The following is a 17,037-nucleotide window of genomic DNA, read 5'->3' as shown; positions in this document are numbered from 1 at the left end:
GCCAGACATGTCTGCTGACACCTCTACCGCGATCGGTCCCGTCGAGGGCGGCGCCCACTACGACGTGGACAACCCCGCCCCGTACATCGAGGCCCCCCGCAAGCGCACCGGCAAGACCCCGCGGGCGACCCGGGGCAACTTCGAGATGGCCGCGTGGCTCTTCATGCGCCTCTCGGGCATCGTCCTCGTCGTCCTGGTCCTCGGTCACCTGCTGATCCAGCTCTTCCTGGACGGCGGCGTCTCCAAGATCGGCTTCGCCTTCGTGGCCGGCCGCTGGGCGTCCCCGTTCTGGCAGGTCTGGGACCTGCTGATGCTGTGGCTGGCGATGCTGCACGGCGCCAACGGCCTCCGCACGGTCATCAACGACTACGCGGAGCGTGCCAACACGCGCCTGTGGCTCAAGGGCCTGCTGTACACCGCCACGGTGTTCACCATCCTTCTGGGCACGCTGGTGATCTTCACCTTCGACCCGAACATCCGCTAGGCACGGGGCTGAGGTAATCCACGTCATGAAGTTCCACAAGTACGACACCGTCATCGTCGGCGCCGGCGGCGCCGGCATGCGCGCCGCCATCGAGGCGACGAAGCGCAGCCGTACCGCCGTGCTGACGAAGCTCTACCCGACCCGCTCCCACACGGGCGCCGCGCAGGGCGGCATGGCCGCCGCGCTCGCCAACGTGGAGGAGGACAACTGGGAGTGGCACACCTTCGACACGGTCAAGGGCGGTGACTACCTGGTCGACCAGGACGCCGCCGAGATCCTGGCGAAGGAGGCCATCGACGCCGTCCTCGACCTGGAGAAGATGGGTCTGCCGTTCAACCGGACCCCCAACGGCACCATCGACCAGCGTCGCTTCGGCGGCCACTCGCGCAACCACGGCGAGGCCCCGGTCCGCCGGTCCTGCTACGCCGCGGACCGCACCGGTCACATGATCCTCCAGACGCTGTACCAGAACTGCGTCAAGGAGGGCGTGGAGTTCTTCAACGAGTTCTACGTCCTGGACCAGCTGATCACCGAGGTCGACGGCGTCAAGAAGTCCGCCGGTGTGGTCGCCTACGAGCTGGCCACCGGCGAGATCCACGTCTTCCAGGCGAAGGCCGTGATCTACGCGTCCGGCGGCACCGGCAAGTTCTTCAAGGTGACGTCCAACGCCCACACCCTGACCGGTGACGGCCAGGCCGCCTGCTACCGCCGTGGCCTGCCGCTGGAGGACATGGAGTTCTTCCAGTTCCACCCGACGGGCATCTGGCGCATGGGCATCCTGCTCACGGAGGGCGCCCGCGGTGAGGGCGGCATCCTGCGCAACAAGGACGGCGAGCGCTTCATGGAGAAGTACGCGCCGGTCATGAAGGACCTCGCGTCCCGTGACGTCGTCTCCCGCTCCATCTACACGGAGATCCGCGAGGGCCGCGGCTGCGGTCCCGAGGGCGACCACGTCTACCTGGACCTGACGCACCTCCCGCCGGAGCAGCTGGACGCCAAGCTCCCGGACATCACCGAGTTCGCCCGTACGTACCTCGGCATCGAGCCGTACACGGACCCGATCCCGATCCAGCCCACCGCGCACTACGCCATGGGCGGCATCCCGACCAACGTCGAGGGTGAGGTCCTCTCGGACAACACCACCGTCGTCCCGGGCCTGTACGCGGCCGGCGAGGTCGCCTGTGTCTCCGTGCACGGCGCCAACCGTCTCGGCACCAACTCGCTGCTGGACATCAACGTCTTCGGCAAGCGCTCCGGCATCGCCGCCGCCGAGTACTCCGCCAAGCACGACTACGTCGAGCTGCCGGAGGACCCCGCCGCGTTCGTCGAGACGCAGATCGAGAACCTGCGCAACTCCACGGGCAACGAGCGGGTCGCCGACCTGCGTCGCGAGCTCCAGGAGACGATGGACGCGAACGTGATGGTGTTCCGCACGGAGCAGACCATCAAGACGGCCGTCGAGAAGATCGCCGAGCTGCGCGCGCGCTACAAGAACGTGTCCGTCCAGGACAAGGGCAAGCGCTTCAACACCGACCTCCTCGAGGCCATCGAGCTGGGCAACCTGCTCGAGCTGGCCGAGGTCATGGCCGTCTCGGCCCTGGCGCGCAAGGAGTCCCGCGGCGGTCACTACCGCGAGGACTACCCCAACCGCGACGACGTCAACTTCATGCGCCACACCATGGCGTACCGCGAGGTCGGCGAGGACGGCTCCGAGACCGTCCGTCTCGACTACAAGCCGGTCGTCCAGACCCGCTACCAGCCGATGGAGCGTAAGTACTGATGGCTACCCCCGTACTGGACAAGGTCGAGGCGGAGTCCGCCGCCTCCCCGTACATCACGGTCACCCTCCGGATCCGCCGCTTCAACCCCGAGGTGTCGGACGCGGCGGTCTGGGAGGACTTCCAGATCGAGATCGACCCGAAGGAGCGTGTGCTCGACGCCCTCCACAAGATCAAGTGGGACGTCGACGGCACGCTGACCTTCCGCCGCTCGTGCGCGCACGGCATCTGCGGCTCGGACGCGATGCGGATCAACGGCAAGAACAGGCTCGCCTGCAAGACGCTGATCAAGGACATCAACCCCGAGAAGCCGATCACGGTCGAGGCCATCAAGGGCCTGACGGTCCTCAAGGACCTGGTCGTGGACATGGAGCCGTTCTTCCAGGCGTACCGGGACGTCATGCCGTTCCTGGTCACCAAGGGCAACGAGCCGACCCGCGAGCGCCTGCAGTCCGCCGAGGACCGCGAGCGCTTCGACGACACGACGAAGTGCATCCTGTGCGCCGCGTGCACGTCGTCCTGCCCGGTCTTCTGGAACGACGGCCAGTACTTCGGCCCGGCGGCGATCGTCAACGCGCACCGTTTCATCTTCGACTCGCGTGACGAGGCCGGCGAGCAGCGCCTGGAGATCCTGAACGACAAGGACGGCGTGTGGCGTTGCCGCACGACGTTCAACTGCACGGAAGCCTGCCCGCGTGGCATCGAGGTCACCAAGGCGATCCAGGAAGTGAAGCGCGCGCTCATCACGCGTCGTTTCTGATACCTGGTCACTGCACTGCGGGGAAGCCCGCTTCTGTACGCTGCGACGTGCAGAAGCGGGCTTTTACGTGTGTGGAGGACGGGGACTGATGAGCGACCCGAATATGAGCGAGCCGAATCCTTACAAGTCGGGGGAGTACGAGTGGGGTCCCGGCCAGCAGGCGGGGACGCCGGGCTACGGGTACCCGCAGACCCCGTCGTACCAGCCGACCGTCCCGGGCGGGGTGCCGGTGCCTCCGCAGCACGCGCCGGGTGCCGTGCCGGGGCTGGCCGCCGGCGGGGGCGCGCCGCTGCTGAGCCTCGGTGACATCACCGTGGTCGGCGACCAGATCATCACGCCGGCCGGGAACATGCCCCTCAAGGGCGCGGTCTGGAACGCGATGGACATGTCGCGGACCGAGGAGAAGATGCCCACGGTCGCGATCGTGCTGGCGGTCATCTTCTTCATCTTCTGCCTGCTGGGACTGCTGTTCCTGCTGATGAAGGAGAAGCAGACCACCGGCTTCATCCAGGTCACGGTGACCAGCGGCGGCCGGCACCACCAGACGATGATCCCGGCGACCGGCCCGGACACGATCCACTGGGTGATGGGGCAGCTCAACTTCGCGCGCTCGCTGAGCGTGTGAGTCTCTGAGGGGATCCGTGAGGGGATCCAGGGGAACTCTGAGGGGATCCAGGGGAACTCTGAGGGGATCCAGGGGAACTCTGAGGGGATCCAGGGGATCTCTGAGGGGGATCTCCGACGGTTCTGTAGGGGCTCGGTCAGGGGTGAGCCGGGGTCGTCCCTGATGGTCCCGCGGGTCCCGGCGCGGGAGCCTTGATCCATGACGAACTCGTGGATGGGCAAGGCTCGTTGGGTGACGGCCGCGGCGGTGGCCGCGATGGTGGTGGCGGGGGCGGCGGTGCCGGCGAGTGCTGCCGCGACGCCGGCTTCCGCGACGGCATCTACCGGCGTGGCTTCCGGCCGGGTCGATCCGGTCGCGCTGCGGGCGGCGCTGGCCGGGGTGCCCGATGACTACGTGACCGGCGCGATGGTGCGGGTGACCGGCCGGGACGGGCGGTGGAGCGGGACCGCCGGGGAGTGGACCGGGCCGGTGGACGCCGAGTTCGCGATAGGCAGCGTCACCAAGCTGTTCACCTCCGCCGTCGTGCTCCAGCTCGTGGGCGAGGGGCGGTTGTCCCTCGACGACACCGTCCAGGAGCTGCTGCCCGGCCTGTTGCCGTCCTCGTACGCGCCGATCACCGTCGGGCAGCTGCTGAGTCACACCAGTGGGCTGCAGAAGCCCACCTGTGTCCGTCCCGGGACGCCGGTGGAGGTGGTGACCTCGGCGGTGTCCTGCGGGACGCCGGCGGAGCCCGGAACGGCGATGCAGTACAACGGCATCAACTACTTCATCGCCGGCCTCGCCATCGAGAAGGTGACCGGGCGGACGTACGCGGAGGAGCTCCGCGACCGCGTACTCCGGCCCCTGAAGCTGCGGCACACCTCGCTGCCGGCCGACGACTGGGCGTGGGCGGAGGGTGGGCTCGTGTCCCGGGCCTCCGATCTGGAGCGGTTCCACACCGCGCTGATACGCGGGCGGCTGCTGCGCCCGGCCGAGCGGGGCCTGCTGTTCACGCTGCCGCCGGTGCCGGGCGCGGCCTTCAGCTACGGCGGGCTCACCCGGATCGAGCTGCCCGGCGGGACGGTGATCTGGGGCAAGACGGGCTCCAACCGGGGTTACACGAGCGGGGTGTTCGCCACGCCGGACCTGGACCGCGTCCTGGTGTACTCCACGCTGCCGACCGGCAAGAACGCGGACGAGGAGGTGGCGCGGGTGAAGCGGATAGCGGGCGCCGCGTTCAGCGGGGCCGGAGCGGGGGCGGGCCGGGGGCAGGGCGCGTCGGGACGGGCCTCAGCCGTGCCAGGGCTGGGTCGTGGCGTCCTCTTCGGCGACGACCATGATGCGGCGGAGCATGTCGTTGAGGCTCGCGCGCTCCTCGGGGCTCAGGACGCCGAGGAGGCGGTACTCCTCGTGGCCGAGGACGTCCATGGCGCCGACCCAGGTCTCACGGCCGGAGGCGGTGAGCTCCACGATCACGCGGCGCCGGTCCGTCGTGGACTGGGTGCGGCGGACGAAGCCGCGCTTCTCCAGGGCGTCGAGACGGCCGGTGACGGAGGCGGGGGCGAGGTCGAGGTCCTGGGCGAGTTCGGAGGGCGCGGCGCTGCCGCCGCGGCCGGCGAGCTTGTGGAGGGTGTCGAACTCGTGGCGTTCGAGGTCGAAGTCGACGAGGGACTGCTCGCGCACCCGGCGCAGGTGGACGGAGAGCTTCTTCATGCGGGTGACCGCGCCCTCGACGACCGGGTCGAGGCCGGGCAGGACCGGCTGCCAGCGGGCCACGTGCTCGTCGGTCCAGTCGCGCGGGACCGCCTGCGGTGCCTCGCGCGGTTCCTCGATGGGGGCCATGGAGTGATCGTACGTCGGCGGGTGGGCGCGCTCCCGGCATGAAGTATTTCGTTGACGAATTATTCGGTACCGAAATACTCTCCTTGACATGCCTGCCGACTCCACCCCTCATCCGCTGCGCACCCGGTCCTTCCGGCTGCTCTTCACCGGGCGCGTGCTCTCCCTCCTCGGCGACGCCGTCATCCCCGCCGCCCTCGCCCTCGCCGTCCTGGAGGCGACCGGCTCGACCTCGGCGCTCGCGCTGGTCCTCGCCTGCTCGATGGTGCCGAAGCTGCTCCTGCTGCCGCTCGGCGGCGTGGCAGGCGACCGGTTCGACGCCCGCACGATCGCCCTGGCCATGGACCTCGTCCGGTGCGCCACCCAACTGCTCGTCGGGATCCAGCTGCTGAGCGGTGCGCCGACGCTGTGGGTGATCGCGGCCGTCGAGGTCGTCGGCGGCGCGGCGGGGGCCTTCGCGATGCCGACCGGGGCGCCGCTGGTCAAGGGCACGGTGTCCGGCGCGGGACTGCAGCGGGCCAACGCGGCGATGGGTGTCGCCCACAGCGCGAGCCGGGTGGCCGGCCCCGCACTCGCGGGGACACTGATCCTGACGGTGGGAGCGGGCTGGGCGTTCGTCCTGGACGCGGCGAGCTTCGCCGTGAGCGCCGCGCTGCTGTGCGCGGTGAAGGTGGAGCGGGTGCGGGCGCCCCGGCGGTCGATGCTCGCCGACCTGCGGGAGGGCTGGCGGGAGGTGCGGACCCGCGACTGGTACTGGACCAGCCTCATCGGCCACAGCGCCTGGAACGGCGCCGCCGCGGTCCTGATGACCCTGGGACCCGCCGTCGCCCTCGACCGGCTCGGCGGCCAGGCCACCTGGGTGCTGTTCCTCCAGGTGGGCGCGTTCGGGCTGCTCGCCGGTTCGCTCGCCGCGGACCGCTTCCGCCCCCGGCGCCCGATCCTGGCCGCGAACCTCGGCCTCGCGACGTACGCGCTGCCGCTGGTGCTCCTCGCGCTCGCCGCCCCCGCGCCACTGACGATCGCCGCGTACGGGCTCGCCCAGGTCGGCCTCGGCTTCCTCGGCCCGGTGTGGGAGACGGCGGTCCAGCGAGCGGTGCCCGCCCACGCGCTGGCACGCGTCACCTCGTACGACTGGTTGCTCTCCTTCGCGGCGATGCCCCTCGGCTACGGCCTCGCCCCGCTCGCCGCCTCCGCCTGGGGGCCCGGGCTCCCGCTGGTGGCCGCCGCGGTGGCGGTGGGCGGCTGCTGCCTGGCCACGGCGCTGGTGCCGGGGGTACGGCGGTTCAGCACCGGCTGAGGAAGTCCTCGACCAGCGACCAACGACTGACCAGCGACTGACCAACGCCCGAGCAGTGCCCGATCGGCGCCCGAGGCCGCCGCCGTCCGGCGGACGGTGCGAGGTACACAGCCTGTCCGGCTAGGCTCGGGCCCTGTGAAGGACGCGATGGAAGAGAAGCAGGACGCGAAGCCCGGCGCGCCGGCGGACGCCGAGCCGGGCGAGAAGCCGGCCAAGGCCCCCAAGAGCGAGCAGACCCGCGCGCTCATCCTGGAGACCGCGCTCCGGCTGTTCAAGGAGCGCGGCTACGACAAGACGACGATGCGGGCCATCGCGCAGGAGGCCGGGGTCTCCGTCGGCAACGCGTACTACTACTTCTCCTCCAAGGAGCACCTCGTCCAGGGCTTCTACGACCGGATCGCCGAGGAGCACCAGGCGGCCGTCGAGCCGATCCTGGAGAGCGGCGAGAAGGACCTCACGACCCGGATCCGCGGCGTGCTGCTCGCCTGGCTCGACATCGCGGAGCCGTACCACGAGTTCGCGTCCCAGTTCTTCAAGAACGCCGCCGACCCGGACAGCCCGCTCAGCCCCTTCTCCCCCGAGTCGGAGGGCCCGCGCGAGGCGGCGATCTCGGTCCACCGGCGGGTCATCTCCGGGGCCTCGGTGAAGGTCGACCCGGAACTGGCCGAGGCCCTGCCGCAGTTGCTGTGGCTCGAGCAGATGGGCCTGGTCCTCTTCTGGGTCTACGACCGCTCGGAGGGCGCCGCCAACAGCCGCCGCCTGGTGGAGAAGCTCTCCCCGGTCACCGCGCGGGCCATCCAGCTCTCCCGCTTCCGGATCCTGCGCCCGCTGGTGAAGGAGACCCACGAGCTGCTCAGCGACATCATGCCGACGGCGGCCGGGATGGCGGCCTCGGGCAAGCCGAGGCGCACGCCCAAGGCCGGCTAGACCGGCCGGACCCGGTCCAGACCGGCTGCGCCGGACAGGCCCTAGATCCAGCCGAGTTCCCACAGGCGCCAGATGCCCGTGCCGTCCGAGAGGTACTGCGAACCGGCGACGTCCTCCGTCGACAGCACGTAGTCCTTCTTCTGCCACAGCGGCACCAGCGGCACGTCCTTGGCGACCTCGGTCTGGATGGCCTTGAAGTCGTCGGTCGCCCGCGCACGGTCGCTGTACTGCTGCGTCGCGGAGATCAGCGAGTCGATCGTCCCGCTGGAGAACCCGTTGTGCAGGGTGTTGTCGGTGCCGACCAGCGGGGCGGTGAAGCTGTCGGAGTCCGGGAAGTCGGGCAGCCAGCCGACCGGGTACGCGTCGAACCTGCCCTGCGCGTACGCCTTCTGGAAGGACTGCCAGTCGACCGATTCGACCGTCACCTCGAACAGGCCGGTCAACTCCAGCTGCCTCTTCAGCTCGGCGGCCTCGGCGGCGTAGGTGGCGTCCTTGCGGTGGCCGAGGGTGAACTTCACCGGGGTGTCGATGTCCGCGGCCTTCAGGATCTTCTTGGCCGTGGCGGCGCTGGGCTCCGGGTACGCGTCGTAGAACGCGGTGCTGTGGCCGACGAAGCCCTGCGGGATGAGGGAGTACAGCGGCTCGACCGTGCTCTGGTAGGGGCCGGTCGTGATGGCCGGGCGGTCGATGACGGCGGCGACCGCCTGCCGTACCGCCTTGTCCGCCATCACCGAGCCGGGCCTGACGTTGAAGTTGAGGTTGCGGATCTCGGCGCTGGCCGCCTCGGTGATCTTGGTGCCGTCCTTCTTCGCGTCCTTCAACGAGTTGATGAAGGCGGGCGGCATCTGCCGGTGCGTCACGTCCACCTGCCTGCTCTTCCAGGCGGCGGCGAGCTCCTCGGACTCCTTGAAGTACTTCACGACGACCGTGCGGCCGGTCTTGGAGACGGCCCCCCGGTACGCCGGGTTGGGCTCCAGGCGGGCGCTCACGCCGGGCTCGTACTCCTTGAGGACGTACGGCCCCGAGCCGTCCACCGCGGTACCCGTGCGAAGGCGCTTCGCCGGGTACTGGGTGCGGTCGACGATCGAGCCGGCGCCCGTCGCGAGCTTCAGCGGGAAGGTGGCGTCACGGCCGCTGAGGTTGAAGGTGACCTTCCGGCCGTCGGCCACGACGTTCTTCAGGGTCGGGAAGAGGGGCTGCGGACCGACGTCCGTCTTGATGCCCAGCATCCGCTCGAAGGAGTACTTGACGTCCTCACCGGTGACCTTGCGGCCGTTGGAGAAGGTGAGGTCGTCGCGGAGCGTGCACTGGTACGTCGTCAGCTTCGTGCCCAGGAACTTGCAGCTCTCCGCGGCGTCCGGGACCGGCGTGGTGAAGCCCGGCTTGAAGGTCAGCAGCGACTGGTACACGTTGCTGTACATCGCCCAGGAGCCGGCGTCATAGGCACCGGCCGGGTCGAGCGACGTCACCTCGTCCGTCGTGCCGACGGTGATGGGGTCCGTACGGACGTCGTCGGAGGGCAGGAGCTGCCAGCCCCCGATCCCGGCGACCACGAGAACTCCACAAGTGATCAGAATCCGCAGACGCACAGACGACGACCGCATGAGACGTGCTTCCTTAGCTCGTGCCCACCCCTGTCACGGCGGCTTCCGGCCTGCCGCGATGGCGCCAGCCAATCACACGTATTTCACTGGTGGAAGAGTAAACCTTCACACCGCACACATATGTCCCGGGATTACGGATTTTCAGGTCACGCCTGCCGCGAGGCGAGCTCCACGACGGTGATGTCGGAGGGCGCCCCGACCCGGACCGGAGGCCCCCAGGCGCCCGCACCGCGGGACACGTAGAGCTGCGTGTCGCCGTAGCGCTCAAGCCCCGCGACGGTCGGGTTGGCGAGCTCGGCGAGGTAGTTGCCGGGCCAGAGCTGGCCGCCGTGGGTGTGGCCGGAGAGCTGAAGGTCGACACCGTGGCGTACGGCGTCGTCGATGACGATCGGCTGGTGCGCGAGCAGCACCGAGGTACGGGCCCGGTCCCGGTCCCCCAGCGCCTTCGCGAAGTCCGGCCCCTGCCCCTCGCTCTCCCCCGCGACGTCGTCCACGCCGGCGAGGTCGAACCCGGCGCCGATCTCCACGCGGGCGTTGCGCAGCGGGTGCATGCCGAGCTCGCGGACGTGGTCGACCCAGGCGTCGGCGCCCGAGAAGTACTCGTGGTTGCCCGTCACGAAGTACGCCCCGTCGCGCGCCCGCAGTCGGGCGAGCGGCTCGGCGGCGGGCCCGAGGTTCTCGACGGTGCCGTCGACCAGGTCGCCCACGACGGCGACGAGGTCGGGCTGGGTGGCGTTGATCGTGTCGACGATCCGCTGCGTGTGGGCCCGCCCGAGGATCGGCCCCAGGTGGATGTCCGAGACCACCGCGATCCGGTACCCGTGTGCCCCGCGCGGCAGCTTGGCCAGCGGCACGGTCACCCGCTTCACCCGCGGCCCGCGCAGCACCCCGTACGCCCCGTTGCCGACCGTCCCCACGGCGACGGCGGCCGCGGCGCCGGAGACGACGCGGTTGACGAAGAGGCGACGGGAGAGGTCGGGGGCGGCGGCCGCGTCGCCGGCGGGGCCGGCGGGGCCGGCGGGACCGGCGGGGCCGGCGGCGAGGCCATCGCCGCCGGGCGAGGGCGCGCCGGCCACGGCCGCCTGCGCGGGCGCCGGGGCCCCGACGGCGGAGGCGCCTGCCGGCACGGCCTCGGGCACGGCCGCGGCCTCCGCGCCCGCCTCCGCCCTACGGGCCGGCCACCTCCGCAGCAGCGGTCGCACGGGCTCCGTCACGGCCAGCGCCAGCGTCACGTACAAGAGCACGGCCAGCCACAGGAAGCCCGGCCAGGCGACGGCCTGCTCCAGCCAGAAGGGGGCACCCGCGCGGCCCGCGACCAGGGCGGCGACGGAAAGCAACGGCAGCGCGACGGCCGCCACGGTGCCGAGCCGCCGGGCCGGCCCGCCCGACTCCGTCACGTCGCGCACAAGGCGCCGCCACACGTACCAGTGGACCGCCCCCAGAAGGGCGAGGACCACGACCAGCACCACCAGGAAGACGACCACGCCCCGAAACCCCTATCCGCGCGCTCGCGCCGTGATCCACAAGCAGGTGACCAGTAGCGTACCGAGACCCTGCTGCACGGCGACGGGAGGCCGGTTCGATACTGGCAGGGCACGGCCACCCCACTCCGAAGGACACCCCCATGAAGCTCAGCCGCCGCGTCTCCTGGTTCCTGCTCGCGTTCGGCATCTGGTCCTGGGTGATCTGGGTGACCTTCGCGAAGAACCTGTTCAAGGACGCGAGCGGACTCGCCTACGACGACGCGGGAGACCCGACGGCGTACCTGTGGGTCCACCTCGCCCTCGCGATCACGTCGTTCATCCTGGGAACGGCCGTCGGCGTGATCGGCTTCCGTGGCGTCCGCGCGGGCAGGAAGTAGGACCCCACCCGTGCGCCACCGGGGAGCCTGACCGGCTTGCCGACGTCCGCTCGCAAACGTTTCCCTCCTTGCGCATGGGGCCGCTGAACGGGGTGGGCGTGAGGGTGGAACATGAGGGTGATTCCACTGAATTCGGTGAGGACCGCCTCATCGCAGGCACCGACGCCCATGTGCCGGGTCGTACGCCCACGTCAGCACCACAGGAACTCGGCTTACATGACAGTTGCCCCGCGTCATCGGCCCGACGACCATTCGCGAGGGTTCGCCAGGGTTTGCCAACTGACGTCGAATGGTCGCGGCTGTCATAGTCCGTTCGCCGGGCTTGAGACGGAAGGGCACCGCCCCGCCCTGAACGGGACTGCCAGCGGGACTGCCGCGCTTCCCTTCTCCCGGCGACGGATATTCACCCGCGCTGAAGGGGTGAGGGCTCGCCGGGCATTCCAAGCCCAGCACGCGCCTCGCACGCAAGCGCACCGGGACACGAGAGGCAGACATGACCACCCAGCCCGATACCCGCCCAGCACTCGAACTCCGTTTGGGTGGCTTGCATTTGACCGTCCAGCGCGTCCCAGGATGGCTCGTGGCCCTGGTCACCACCGCCGGCGGGGCAGTCGGGGCATGGTGGGCACATCGATAAGGGGAGTGAACGGGCGGTGCCCGTCACGCACCGATGACCAGCGCGGGGTGGATCGTTGGCAGTGCGTGAGAACTGCGCTTCGTTGTCCTGCCGCCGCCGTCGGCGCCGTCCGGCCGATCCCTCGCCTGCCGCCGTTCATGACGACGGCCTTCACCGTGCCCTCCAGCACCCTCTGTGACCTGGGGTCCAGCATCACGGCGGCTGACGCGTACGGCGCGTACTCCCGCTGGATCTTGTCGCCGACCTTGTGTTCGGTCATGTCCGTTCCGTTCGTTGTGGCCGAGCAGTCGCCGGCCCTGCCGGAGAGACGCCTCGCCCGGTCCCGGCTGTAGCCCCTCCGCCGAACGATGCGCGGCCGGATGCCCGGACGGCGGGGTTCGGCGGGTAGGTGCCTGCGGGGCTCAGAGCGCATGGGCTGCGGTGGATCCCAACCGGACCTCTTCACGTCTTTGAACGTGTGAACAACCTCCCAGCCCCGGCTCGCCCCCAGCGCCTCACCGGCCGCCACCTGCGCTCCCTCAGACAGCTCGAGCGCGTGGGCGGGCCTTGGGCTGTCGGCGTAGGCGGCCACCCGCACCGTGTCCAGCCGCTCGGCCCCCATGGGCGAAACCAGCCGTCGCACGGTCTCTCACCTGCTCTTTTCTGCCGCTGAAGCCCTACGGTCAGCTACTTCCAGAAAGTGATCCAGATGGACAAGCCCCACACGCCGAACGCGAGCAGGAACCAGGAGACGAGGCGGCCGAGCTTCATGGCCCCCATATCACCGCCCGCCCCAGCGGCCCCGCGGACGGGTGGACGAGCCCGGACGAACCGCCCCGCGGGGTTCGGAACGAGCTTCCGGCAATGTACGTTCTCGATCGTGTCCGTATCGAAGATGACCGCGAAGGCCGCCCTGACGGTGACCGCCGCGTCCGCCCTGCTCCCGCTCCTCGCCACGGCTCCCGCACACGCGGATGAAAAGGACAAGCAGCCCAAACCGCCCGCCGCGATGTCCAGCGTCGGCGGCACGCTGCTCTCCCAGCCCGGCACCCAGGTGCAGCTCGGCCCCGGCGCCCCGGTGCTGCCCAAGGAGCTGAGCGCGCGGTCGTGGGTCGTCGCGGACGCGGAGAGCGGCCAGGTCCTGGCGGCGCACAACGCGCACTGGCCGCTGGCCCCGGCCTCCACCCTCAAGATGCTGTTCGCGGACACGCTGCTGCCGAAGTTCCCCAAGACCGAGAACCACCTCGTCGGCCCCGCCGACCTCGCCGGCATGGGCGCGGGCTCCAGCCTGGTCGGCATCAAGGAGAAGCAGACCTACAGCGTCCACGACCTGTGGCTCGGCGTCTTCCTCCGGTCCGGCAACGACGCCGTCCACGTCCTGGCGGCGATGAACGACGGCGTCCGGAAGACCGTCCAGGACATGAACGACCACGCGGCCGACCTCCAGGCCCTGGACACCAACGTCGTCTCGCCGGACGGATACGACGCCCCGGGCCAGGTCTCCTCCGCGTACGACCTCACCCTGATCGCCCGCAGCGGCATGCAGAAGGCGGACTTCCGGGAGTACGCCGCGACGGCCCGCGCCAAGTTCCCCGGGGAGCAGAAGCCCGGCAAGAAGCGCGAGACCTTCGAGATCCAGAACACCAACCGGCTGCTGACCGGCGACATCGGCGTCCCCGCCTACCAGGGCATCGCCGGCGTCAAGAACGGCAACACCACGCACGCCGGCGCCACCTTCACGGGCGTCGCCGAGCGCAACGGCAAGGTGCTGCTGGTCACGGTCATGAACCCCTCCTCCAAGGAGCAGCACGCCGTCTACAAGGAGACCGCCCGGCTCCTCGACTGGGGCTTCGCGGCGGCCGGCAAGGTGACGCCGGTCGGCGAGCTGGTGCCGCCGAAGTCCGCCCGTACGAACCCGGGCACGAACCCGGAGACGTCGTCGGACGGTTCGTCGCCCGCCCCCGGCAAGAACGCGCCGACGGGTACCGAGCACGCTGCCGTCGCCTCGCAGAAGTCGGGCGGCGCCGGGATCGCACTCGCCGTGGCCGGCGGCGTGCTCGTGCTGCTCGCGGGCGCCGCCTTCCTGGTCAACCGGCGCTGGCCGCTGGCGGCTTCGGGCCGTCGTCAGGCCGCCCGCCGCTCTCAGAAGCCGGATCCGGCTTCGGACCCGGCTCCGGCGTCGGCGTCTGCGCCTGCGTCTGCTTCCGATCAGGCTCCTGCCTCTGCTCCTGCTCCTGCTCCTGCTCCTGCTCCTGCTCCTGGTCCTGCGGACGAGACTCCGGTGAACCCCTGACCCCCGTGGCCGTCCAGGCCGCGCAGAACAGCAGCAGCTTCGCGGTGAAGTTGATCCACAGCAGCAGAGCCACGGGCACGCCGAACGCGCCGTACATCGACTTCGCGGCGACGCCCTTCATATAGCCGCCGAGCAGCAGTTTCAGCAGCTCGAAGCCGACCGCGCCGAGCAGCGCCGCGACCACCAGGTCGCGGCGCCTCGGCTGTACGTTCGGCAGCAGCGTGAGGACGTAACACAGGATCAGGAAGTCGGCGACGACCGCGATCAGTACGGCGGCGACCTGGAGCAGGAACCCCTCGGCGCCCGAGTGGGAGATGCCCAGCCGGTCGGCGGTCCAGCCGACGGCGGTGGAGCCGAGCCAGGACGCCGCGAGCGAGCAGAGGCCGACCCCGCCGAGCCCGAACAGCACGATCGCGTCCTTGCCCTTGCGCAGGATCGGGTTGCCCTCGTCCTTGCCGTCCATTCCCCACACGGCGCGCAGGCAGCCGCGCATCTGGCCGACCCAGCCGATGCCCATGAAGAGCAGCACGGCGCCGGCGACGAGTCCGATGGCGCCGGCGTTGTCGACGAGGCCGCCGATGTCGAGCTGGTCGGAGATCCCGGGGACCTGGTCGGCGATCTTCTCCTCGATCCGGTCGAGCTGTTCCTGGCTGAGCAGCGCGGCGCCGATCGCGGCAGCGACGGTGATCAGCGGGAAAAGCGCGAGGAAGCTGAGGAAGGTGATGGCGGCGGCGAGCCGGCTCCAGTAGACCTCGTCGAGGGTCTCGTACGAGCGCCAGGCGTGGGTCTTCATCAGACGGGCGGCCCAGGGGCCGACGACGGGGAGCTTGGTCAGCCAGTCCATGTGCGGGGCGCTCCTCGTGGGACGACAGGGTGCGGACGGAACACAAGGGTCCGGTTACCCCAGAATCGCAGAAAGGTGGCAAGCACCATGCCCACGCCGAGTCCTGACACGGTGTCGGCGCGGGCGGAGGTGAGTCCCAGGCCGTAATGGGAGACGCCGAGGCAGAGCAGCTGGACGGCGGCGCCCGCGAGGTTCACGGCGAAGAAGGTGGCGTACTCGCGCAGGGCGACGGCGCGGCGGCGGTAGGTCCCGAGGGCGTTGCCGAGGTAGGCGACGGTGCAGCCGGCGAGGAAGGAGCAGATCTTCGCGGCGATCGGGTCGAGGCCGAGCGGCCCGCGCAGCCAGAGGAAGAGGGCGAGGTCGGCGCCGTACGCGGCGAGCCCGGCGACGGCGAAGCCGAGCAGCTCGCGGCCGCGCGCGGAGACGGAGAACCCGAGTCGCTCGCGGCCGCGCACGGAGACCGCGAACCCGAGCCGCTCGCGGCCGCGCGCGCTCACAGGTCCGCGACCGCCATCCCGTACATCGCCGCCCAGACCAGGCCGATCACGGCGAGCGGCCGGTCGCGCAGGACCACGTCCTCGGGCTCGCCCGCCGTGCCGCGGTCGGCGAAGACGGCGTAGCGCAGCACGGCCAGGACGAAGGCGACGACGGAGAGCTGACGCCACGGCAGCAGCGAGCCGTTGGCGACGCCGCCGCTCTCCAGCGCCCACAGGCAGTAGCCGAGGACGGCGACCCCGGCCGCCAGCTGCCAGACGAATCGCAGGTATCCGGTCGTGTACTGGGTGAGCAGCGCCCGGGTCGCCCCCTGGGCGTTCGCCATCTGGACGGCCTCGGAGTAGCGCTTGGCCGCCACCATGAAGAGCGCGCCGAAGCCGGTGGTGATGAGGAACCAGCGCGAGAGCGGGATACCGAGCGCGATCCCGCCGATCATCGCCCGCATCAGGAAGCCGGTGGCGACGACGGTGAGGTCGACGACGAGGACGTGTTTGAGGCGGACGCAGTAGGCGAGTTGCATCGCGAGGTACGCGGCCAGGAGCAGCGCCGTCATCGCGTTGCACAGCACCGCGCTCACCGCGGCCGCGCCGAGCCCGAGCAAAGCTCCCGTCGTGTACGCGAGGGGTACGGGTACGAGGCCGGCGGCGACGGGACGGTGCCGTTTGACGGGGTGGGCGCGGTCGGCCCCGGCGTCGCGGGCGTCGTTGACCAGATACACGGCGGAGGCGGCTGCCGTGAACAGCGCGAAGACGAGGGCGAGCCGGCCGGCGGTGTGCCAGGAGACGAGCTGTCCGGCGGCGACGGGCGCGGCGACGACGAGGGCGTTCTTGATCCACTGGCGGGGCCGCGCGGTCCGCAGGAGGCCGCGGGCCACGGCCCGTACCCCGCGTCGCGGGACCCATGGGGGCGGGGCCACGGCGGGCGGGTCGAGCAGGGCGAGGCCGGTGGTGCGCTCAGCCACGGCGGCCTCCGGCCCGTACCGCGCGCATCCATGGCCGGCCCGCGCCGGCCGTGGCCGCGCCCAGGAGGGCGCCCGCGGCGACGTCGCTCGGGTAGTGGACGCCCACGACGAGCCGGGACAGGCACATCGCGGCGGCGGCCGGGAGGGCGACCCGGCGGGTGGGCGGGTGGAGCGCGGCGAAGGCGACGGCGGCGGCCGCGGCGGAGGCGGCGTGGGAGCTCGGGAAGGAGTGCCGGCCGGCGGTGCGGACCAGCGGCGCGTACTCCTCGGGGCACGGCCGGGGCCGTCGTACGACCCGCTTGACGGCCATGCTCGCCAGGTGCGCGGCCCCGATCAGGGCCGTACCGCGCAGCCAGCCGGTGCGGCGCGGCCGGTCCACCGCGGCGCCGGCGAGTCCGGCGGCGAGCCAGAGCGCACCGTGCTCGCCGCCGAGGGAAAGCGCCCGGGCGGCGGAGGCCACCGCGGGGCGTCGCCCGCAGGCGCGCAGCGCCGCCAGGACGTCATGCTCGACCGCCGCCCAGTCCCGGTGTCCCATGCCACTCCCCGCTTCGCCGACCACCACGGGCGACTCTGACGCGCGGAGGGGCGCGTCGCACGGCACGCTTTCCTGACACTCGTTTAATCACCCATTTCGACGAACCGCCCACCAATCCCGGCATAAGCGACAGTCGCGA

At 70.9% G+C, this 17,037-nt stretch carries 14 protein-coding genes and 2 pseudogenes; 9 read left to right on the top strand and 7 right to left on the bottom strand.

What is annotated here, in order from left to right; all coding sequences use genetic code 11:
* The first annotated feature begins 7 nt into the window (after positions 1–7).
* The 5 genes and pseudogenes from ACIGEZ_RS11155 to ACIGEZ_RS11135 all read left to right on the top strand — a co-directional run.
* Positions 8–484, top strand: coding sequence for a succinate dehydrogenase hydrophobic membrane anchor subunit (locus tag ACIGEZ_RS11155; RefSeq protein WP_399828824.1), 477 nt, complete (start codon positions 8–10; stop codon positions 482–484).
* A gap of 25 nt (positions 485–509) precedes the next feature.
* Positions 510–2,264 (top strand): succinate dehydrogenase flavoprotein subunit, encoded by a 1,755-nt coding sequence (sdhA, locus tag ACIGEZ_RS11150; RefSeq protein ID WP_399828822.1) that lies wholly within the window; start codon positions 510–512, stop codon positions 2,262–2,264.
* Positions 2,264–3,022: a succinate dehydrogenase iron-sulfur subunit gene (locus ACIGEZ_RS11145; RefSeq protein ID WP_399828820.1), complete on the top strand. Its 759-nt coding sequence runs from the start codon at positions 2,264–2,266 to the stop codon at positions 3,020–3,022. The genes sdhA and ACIGEZ_RS11145 overlap by 1 nt, the downstream gene beginning before the upstream one ends.
* Positions 3,023–3,125: 103 nt before the next feature.
* Positions 3,126–3,647, top strand: coding sequence for a hypothetical protein (locus ACIGEZ_RS11140; RefSeq protein ID WP_399829614.1), 522 nt, complete (start codon positions 3,126–3,128; stop codon positions 3,645–3,647).
* Between the two features lie 198 nt (positions 3,648–3,845).
* A pseudogene (locus tag ACIGEZ_RS11135) lies at positions 3,846–4,823 on the top strand (serine hydrolase domain-containing protein); the annotation flags it as partial.
* Positions 4,824–4,916: 93 nt separating this feature from the next.
* On the opposite strand, the gene ACIGEZ_RS11130 reads toward ACIGEZ_RS11135, so the two are convergent.
* On the bottom strand, positions 4,917–5,468 hold the full coding sequence (locus ACIGEZ_RS11130; RefSeq protein WP_399829611.1) for a MarR family winged helix-turn-helix transcriptional regulator: 552 nt from the start codon (positions 5,466–5,468) through the stop codon (positions 4,917–4,919).
* An 88-nt stretch (positions 5,469–5,556) separates the two neighbouring features.
* On the opposite strand from ACIGEZ_RS11130, the gene ACIGEZ_RS11125 reads away from it, so the two are divergent.
* Positions 5,557–6,762: an MFS transporter gene (locus tag ACIGEZ_RS11125; RefSeq protein ID WP_399828818.1), complete on the top strand. Its 1,206-nt coding sequence runs from the start codon at positions 5,557–5,559 to the stop codon at positions 6,760–6,762.
* Positions 6,763–6,909: 147 nt separating this feature from the next.
* Entirely contained in the window at positions 6,910–7,689 is a 780-nt protein-coding gene (locus ACIGEZ_RS11120) for a TetR/AcrR family transcriptional regulator (protein ID WP_399828815.1), read from the top strand.
* A 41-nt stretch (positions 7,690–7,730) separates the two neighbouring features.
* On the opposite strand, the gene ACIGEZ_RS11115 is transcribed toward ACIGEZ_RS11120, so the two are convergent.
* Positions 7,731–9,293, bottom strand: coding sequence for an ABC transporter substrate-binding protein (locus ACIGEZ_RS11115; protein ID WP_399828812.1), 1,563 nt, complete (start codon positions 9,291–9,293; stop codon positions 7,731–7,733).
* Positions 9,294–9,439: 146 nt separating this feature from the next.
* Positions 9,440–10,777, bottom strand: a complete 1,338-nt coding sequence (locus ACIGEZ_RS11110; protein WP_399828809.1) for a metallophosphoesterase — start codon at positions 10,775–10,777, stop codon at positions 9,440–9,442.
* 140 nt (positions 10,778–10,917) lie between these two features.
* Between ACIGEZ_RS11110 and ACIGEZ_RS11105 the strand changes: the two genes are divergently transcribed.
* Both ACIGEZ_RS11105 and ACIGEZ_RS11100 read left to right on the top strand, forming a co-directional pair.
* A complete protein-coding gene (locus tag ACIGEZ_RS11105) occupies positions 10,918–11,154 on the top strand; it encodes an SCO4848 family membrane protein (RefSeq protein WP_399828806.1) in 237 nt (78 codons plus the stop codon).
* 1,385 nt (positions 11,155–12,539) lie between these two features.
* Positions 12,540–13,502 (top strand): annotated as a pseudogene (locus tag ACIGEZ_RS11100) (D-alanyl-D-alanine carboxypeptidase family protein); the annotation flags it as partial.
* Positions 13,503–13,857: 355 nt separating this feature from the next.
* On the opposite strand, the gene ACIGEZ_RS11095 reads toward ACIGEZ_RS11100, so the two are convergent.
* The 4 genes from ACIGEZ_RS11095 to ACIGEZ_RS11080 are packed head-to-tail and all read right to left on the bottom strand — an operon-like array spanning position 13,858 to position 16,898.
* Positions 13,858–14,907, bottom strand: coding sequence for a YihY/virulence factor BrkB family protein (locus ACIGEZ_RS11095; protein WP_399828803.1), 1,050 nt, complete (start codon positions 14,905–14,907; stop codon positions 13,858–13,860).
* Positions 14,895–15,362, bottom strand: coding sequence for a GtrA family protein (locus ACIGEZ_RS11090; RefSeq protein WP_399829609.1), 468 nt, complete (start codon positions 15,360–15,362; stop codon positions 14,895–14,897). The genes ACIGEZ_RS11095 and ACIGEZ_RS11090 overlap by 13 nt, the downstream gene beginning before the upstream one ends.
* 38 nt (positions 15,363–15,400) lie before the next feature.
* Positions 15,401–16,363: a decaprenyl-phosphate phosphoribosyltransferase gene (locus ACIGEZ_RS11085; protein ID WP_399828801.1), complete on the bottom strand. Its 963-nt coding sequence runs from the start codon at positions 16,361–16,363 to the stop codon at positions 15,401–15,403.
* Positions 16,356–16,898, bottom strand: a complete 543-nt coding sequence (locus tag ACIGEZ_RS11080) for a phosphatase PAP2 family protein (protein ID WP_399828799.1) — start codon at positions 16,896–16,898, stop codon at positions 16,356–16,358. The genes ACIGEZ_RS11085 and ACIGEZ_RS11080 overlap by 8 nt, the downstream gene beginning before the upstream one ends.
* Positions 16,899–17,037 lie beyond the last annotated feature (139 nt).

Origin of the sequence: Streptomyces sp. NPDC085481 (genome assembly GCF_044541845.1) — a bacterium.
Lineage (GTDB): Bacteria > Actinomycetota > Actinomycetes > Streptomycetales > Streptomycetaceae > Streptomyces.
Note: the sequence above shows the minus strand (reverse complement) of the source record. Positions and strands in the feature narration are given on the sequence as shown.

What these genes read in the sequence shown, in the direction of transcription:
- ACIGEZ_RS11155 (WP_399828824.1), top strand. Translation starts at nt 8, where the DNA reads ATGTCTGCTGACACCTCTACCGCGATCGGTCCCGTCGAGGGCGGCGCC.
- sdhA (WP_399828822.1), top strand. Translation starts at nt 510, where the DNA reads ATGAAGTTCCACAAGTACGACACCGTCATCGTCGGCGCCGGCGGCGCC.
- ACIGEZ_RS11145 (WP_399828820.1), top strand. Translation starts at nt 2,264, where the DNA reads ATGGCTACCCCCGTACTGGACAAGGTCGAGGCGGAGTCCGCCGCCTCC.
- ACIGEZ_RS11140 (WP_399829614.1), top strand. Translation starts at nt 3,126, where the DNA reads ATGAGCGAGCCGAATCCTTACAAGTCGGGGGAGTACGAGTGGGGTCCC.
- ACIGEZ_RS11130 (WP_399829611.1), bottom strand. Translation starts at nt 5,468, where the DNA reads ATGGCCCCCATCGAGGAACCGCGCGAGGCACCGCAGGCGGTCCCGCGC.
- ACIGEZ_RS11125 (WP_399828818.1), top strand. Translation starts at nt 5,557, where the DNA reads ATGCCTGCCGACTCCACCCCTCATCCGCTGCGCACCCGGTCCTTCCGG.
- ACIGEZ_RS11120 (WP_399828815.1), top strand. Translation starts at nt 6,910, where the DNA reads ATGGAAGAGAAGCAGGACGCGAAGCCCGGCGCGCCGGCGGACGCCGAG.
- ACIGEZ_RS11115 (WP_399828812.1), bottom strand. Translation starts at nt 9,293, where the DNA reads ATGCGGTCGTCGTCTGTGCGTCTGCGGATTCTGATCACTTGTGGAGTT.
- ACIGEZ_RS11105 (WP_399828806.1), top strand. Translation starts at nt 10,918, where the DNA reads ATGAAGCTCAGCCGCCGCGTCTCCTGGTTCCTGCTCGCGTTCGGCATC.
- ACIGEZ_RS11095 (WP_399828803.1), bottom strand. Translation starts at nt 14,907, where the DNA reads ATGGACTGGCTGACCAAGCTCCCCGTCGTCGGCCCCTGGGCCGCCCGT.
- ACIGEZ_RS11080 (WP_399828799.1), bottom strand. Translation starts at nt 16,898, where the DNA reads ATGGGACACCGGGACTGGGCGGCGGTCGAGCATGACGTCCTGGCGGCG.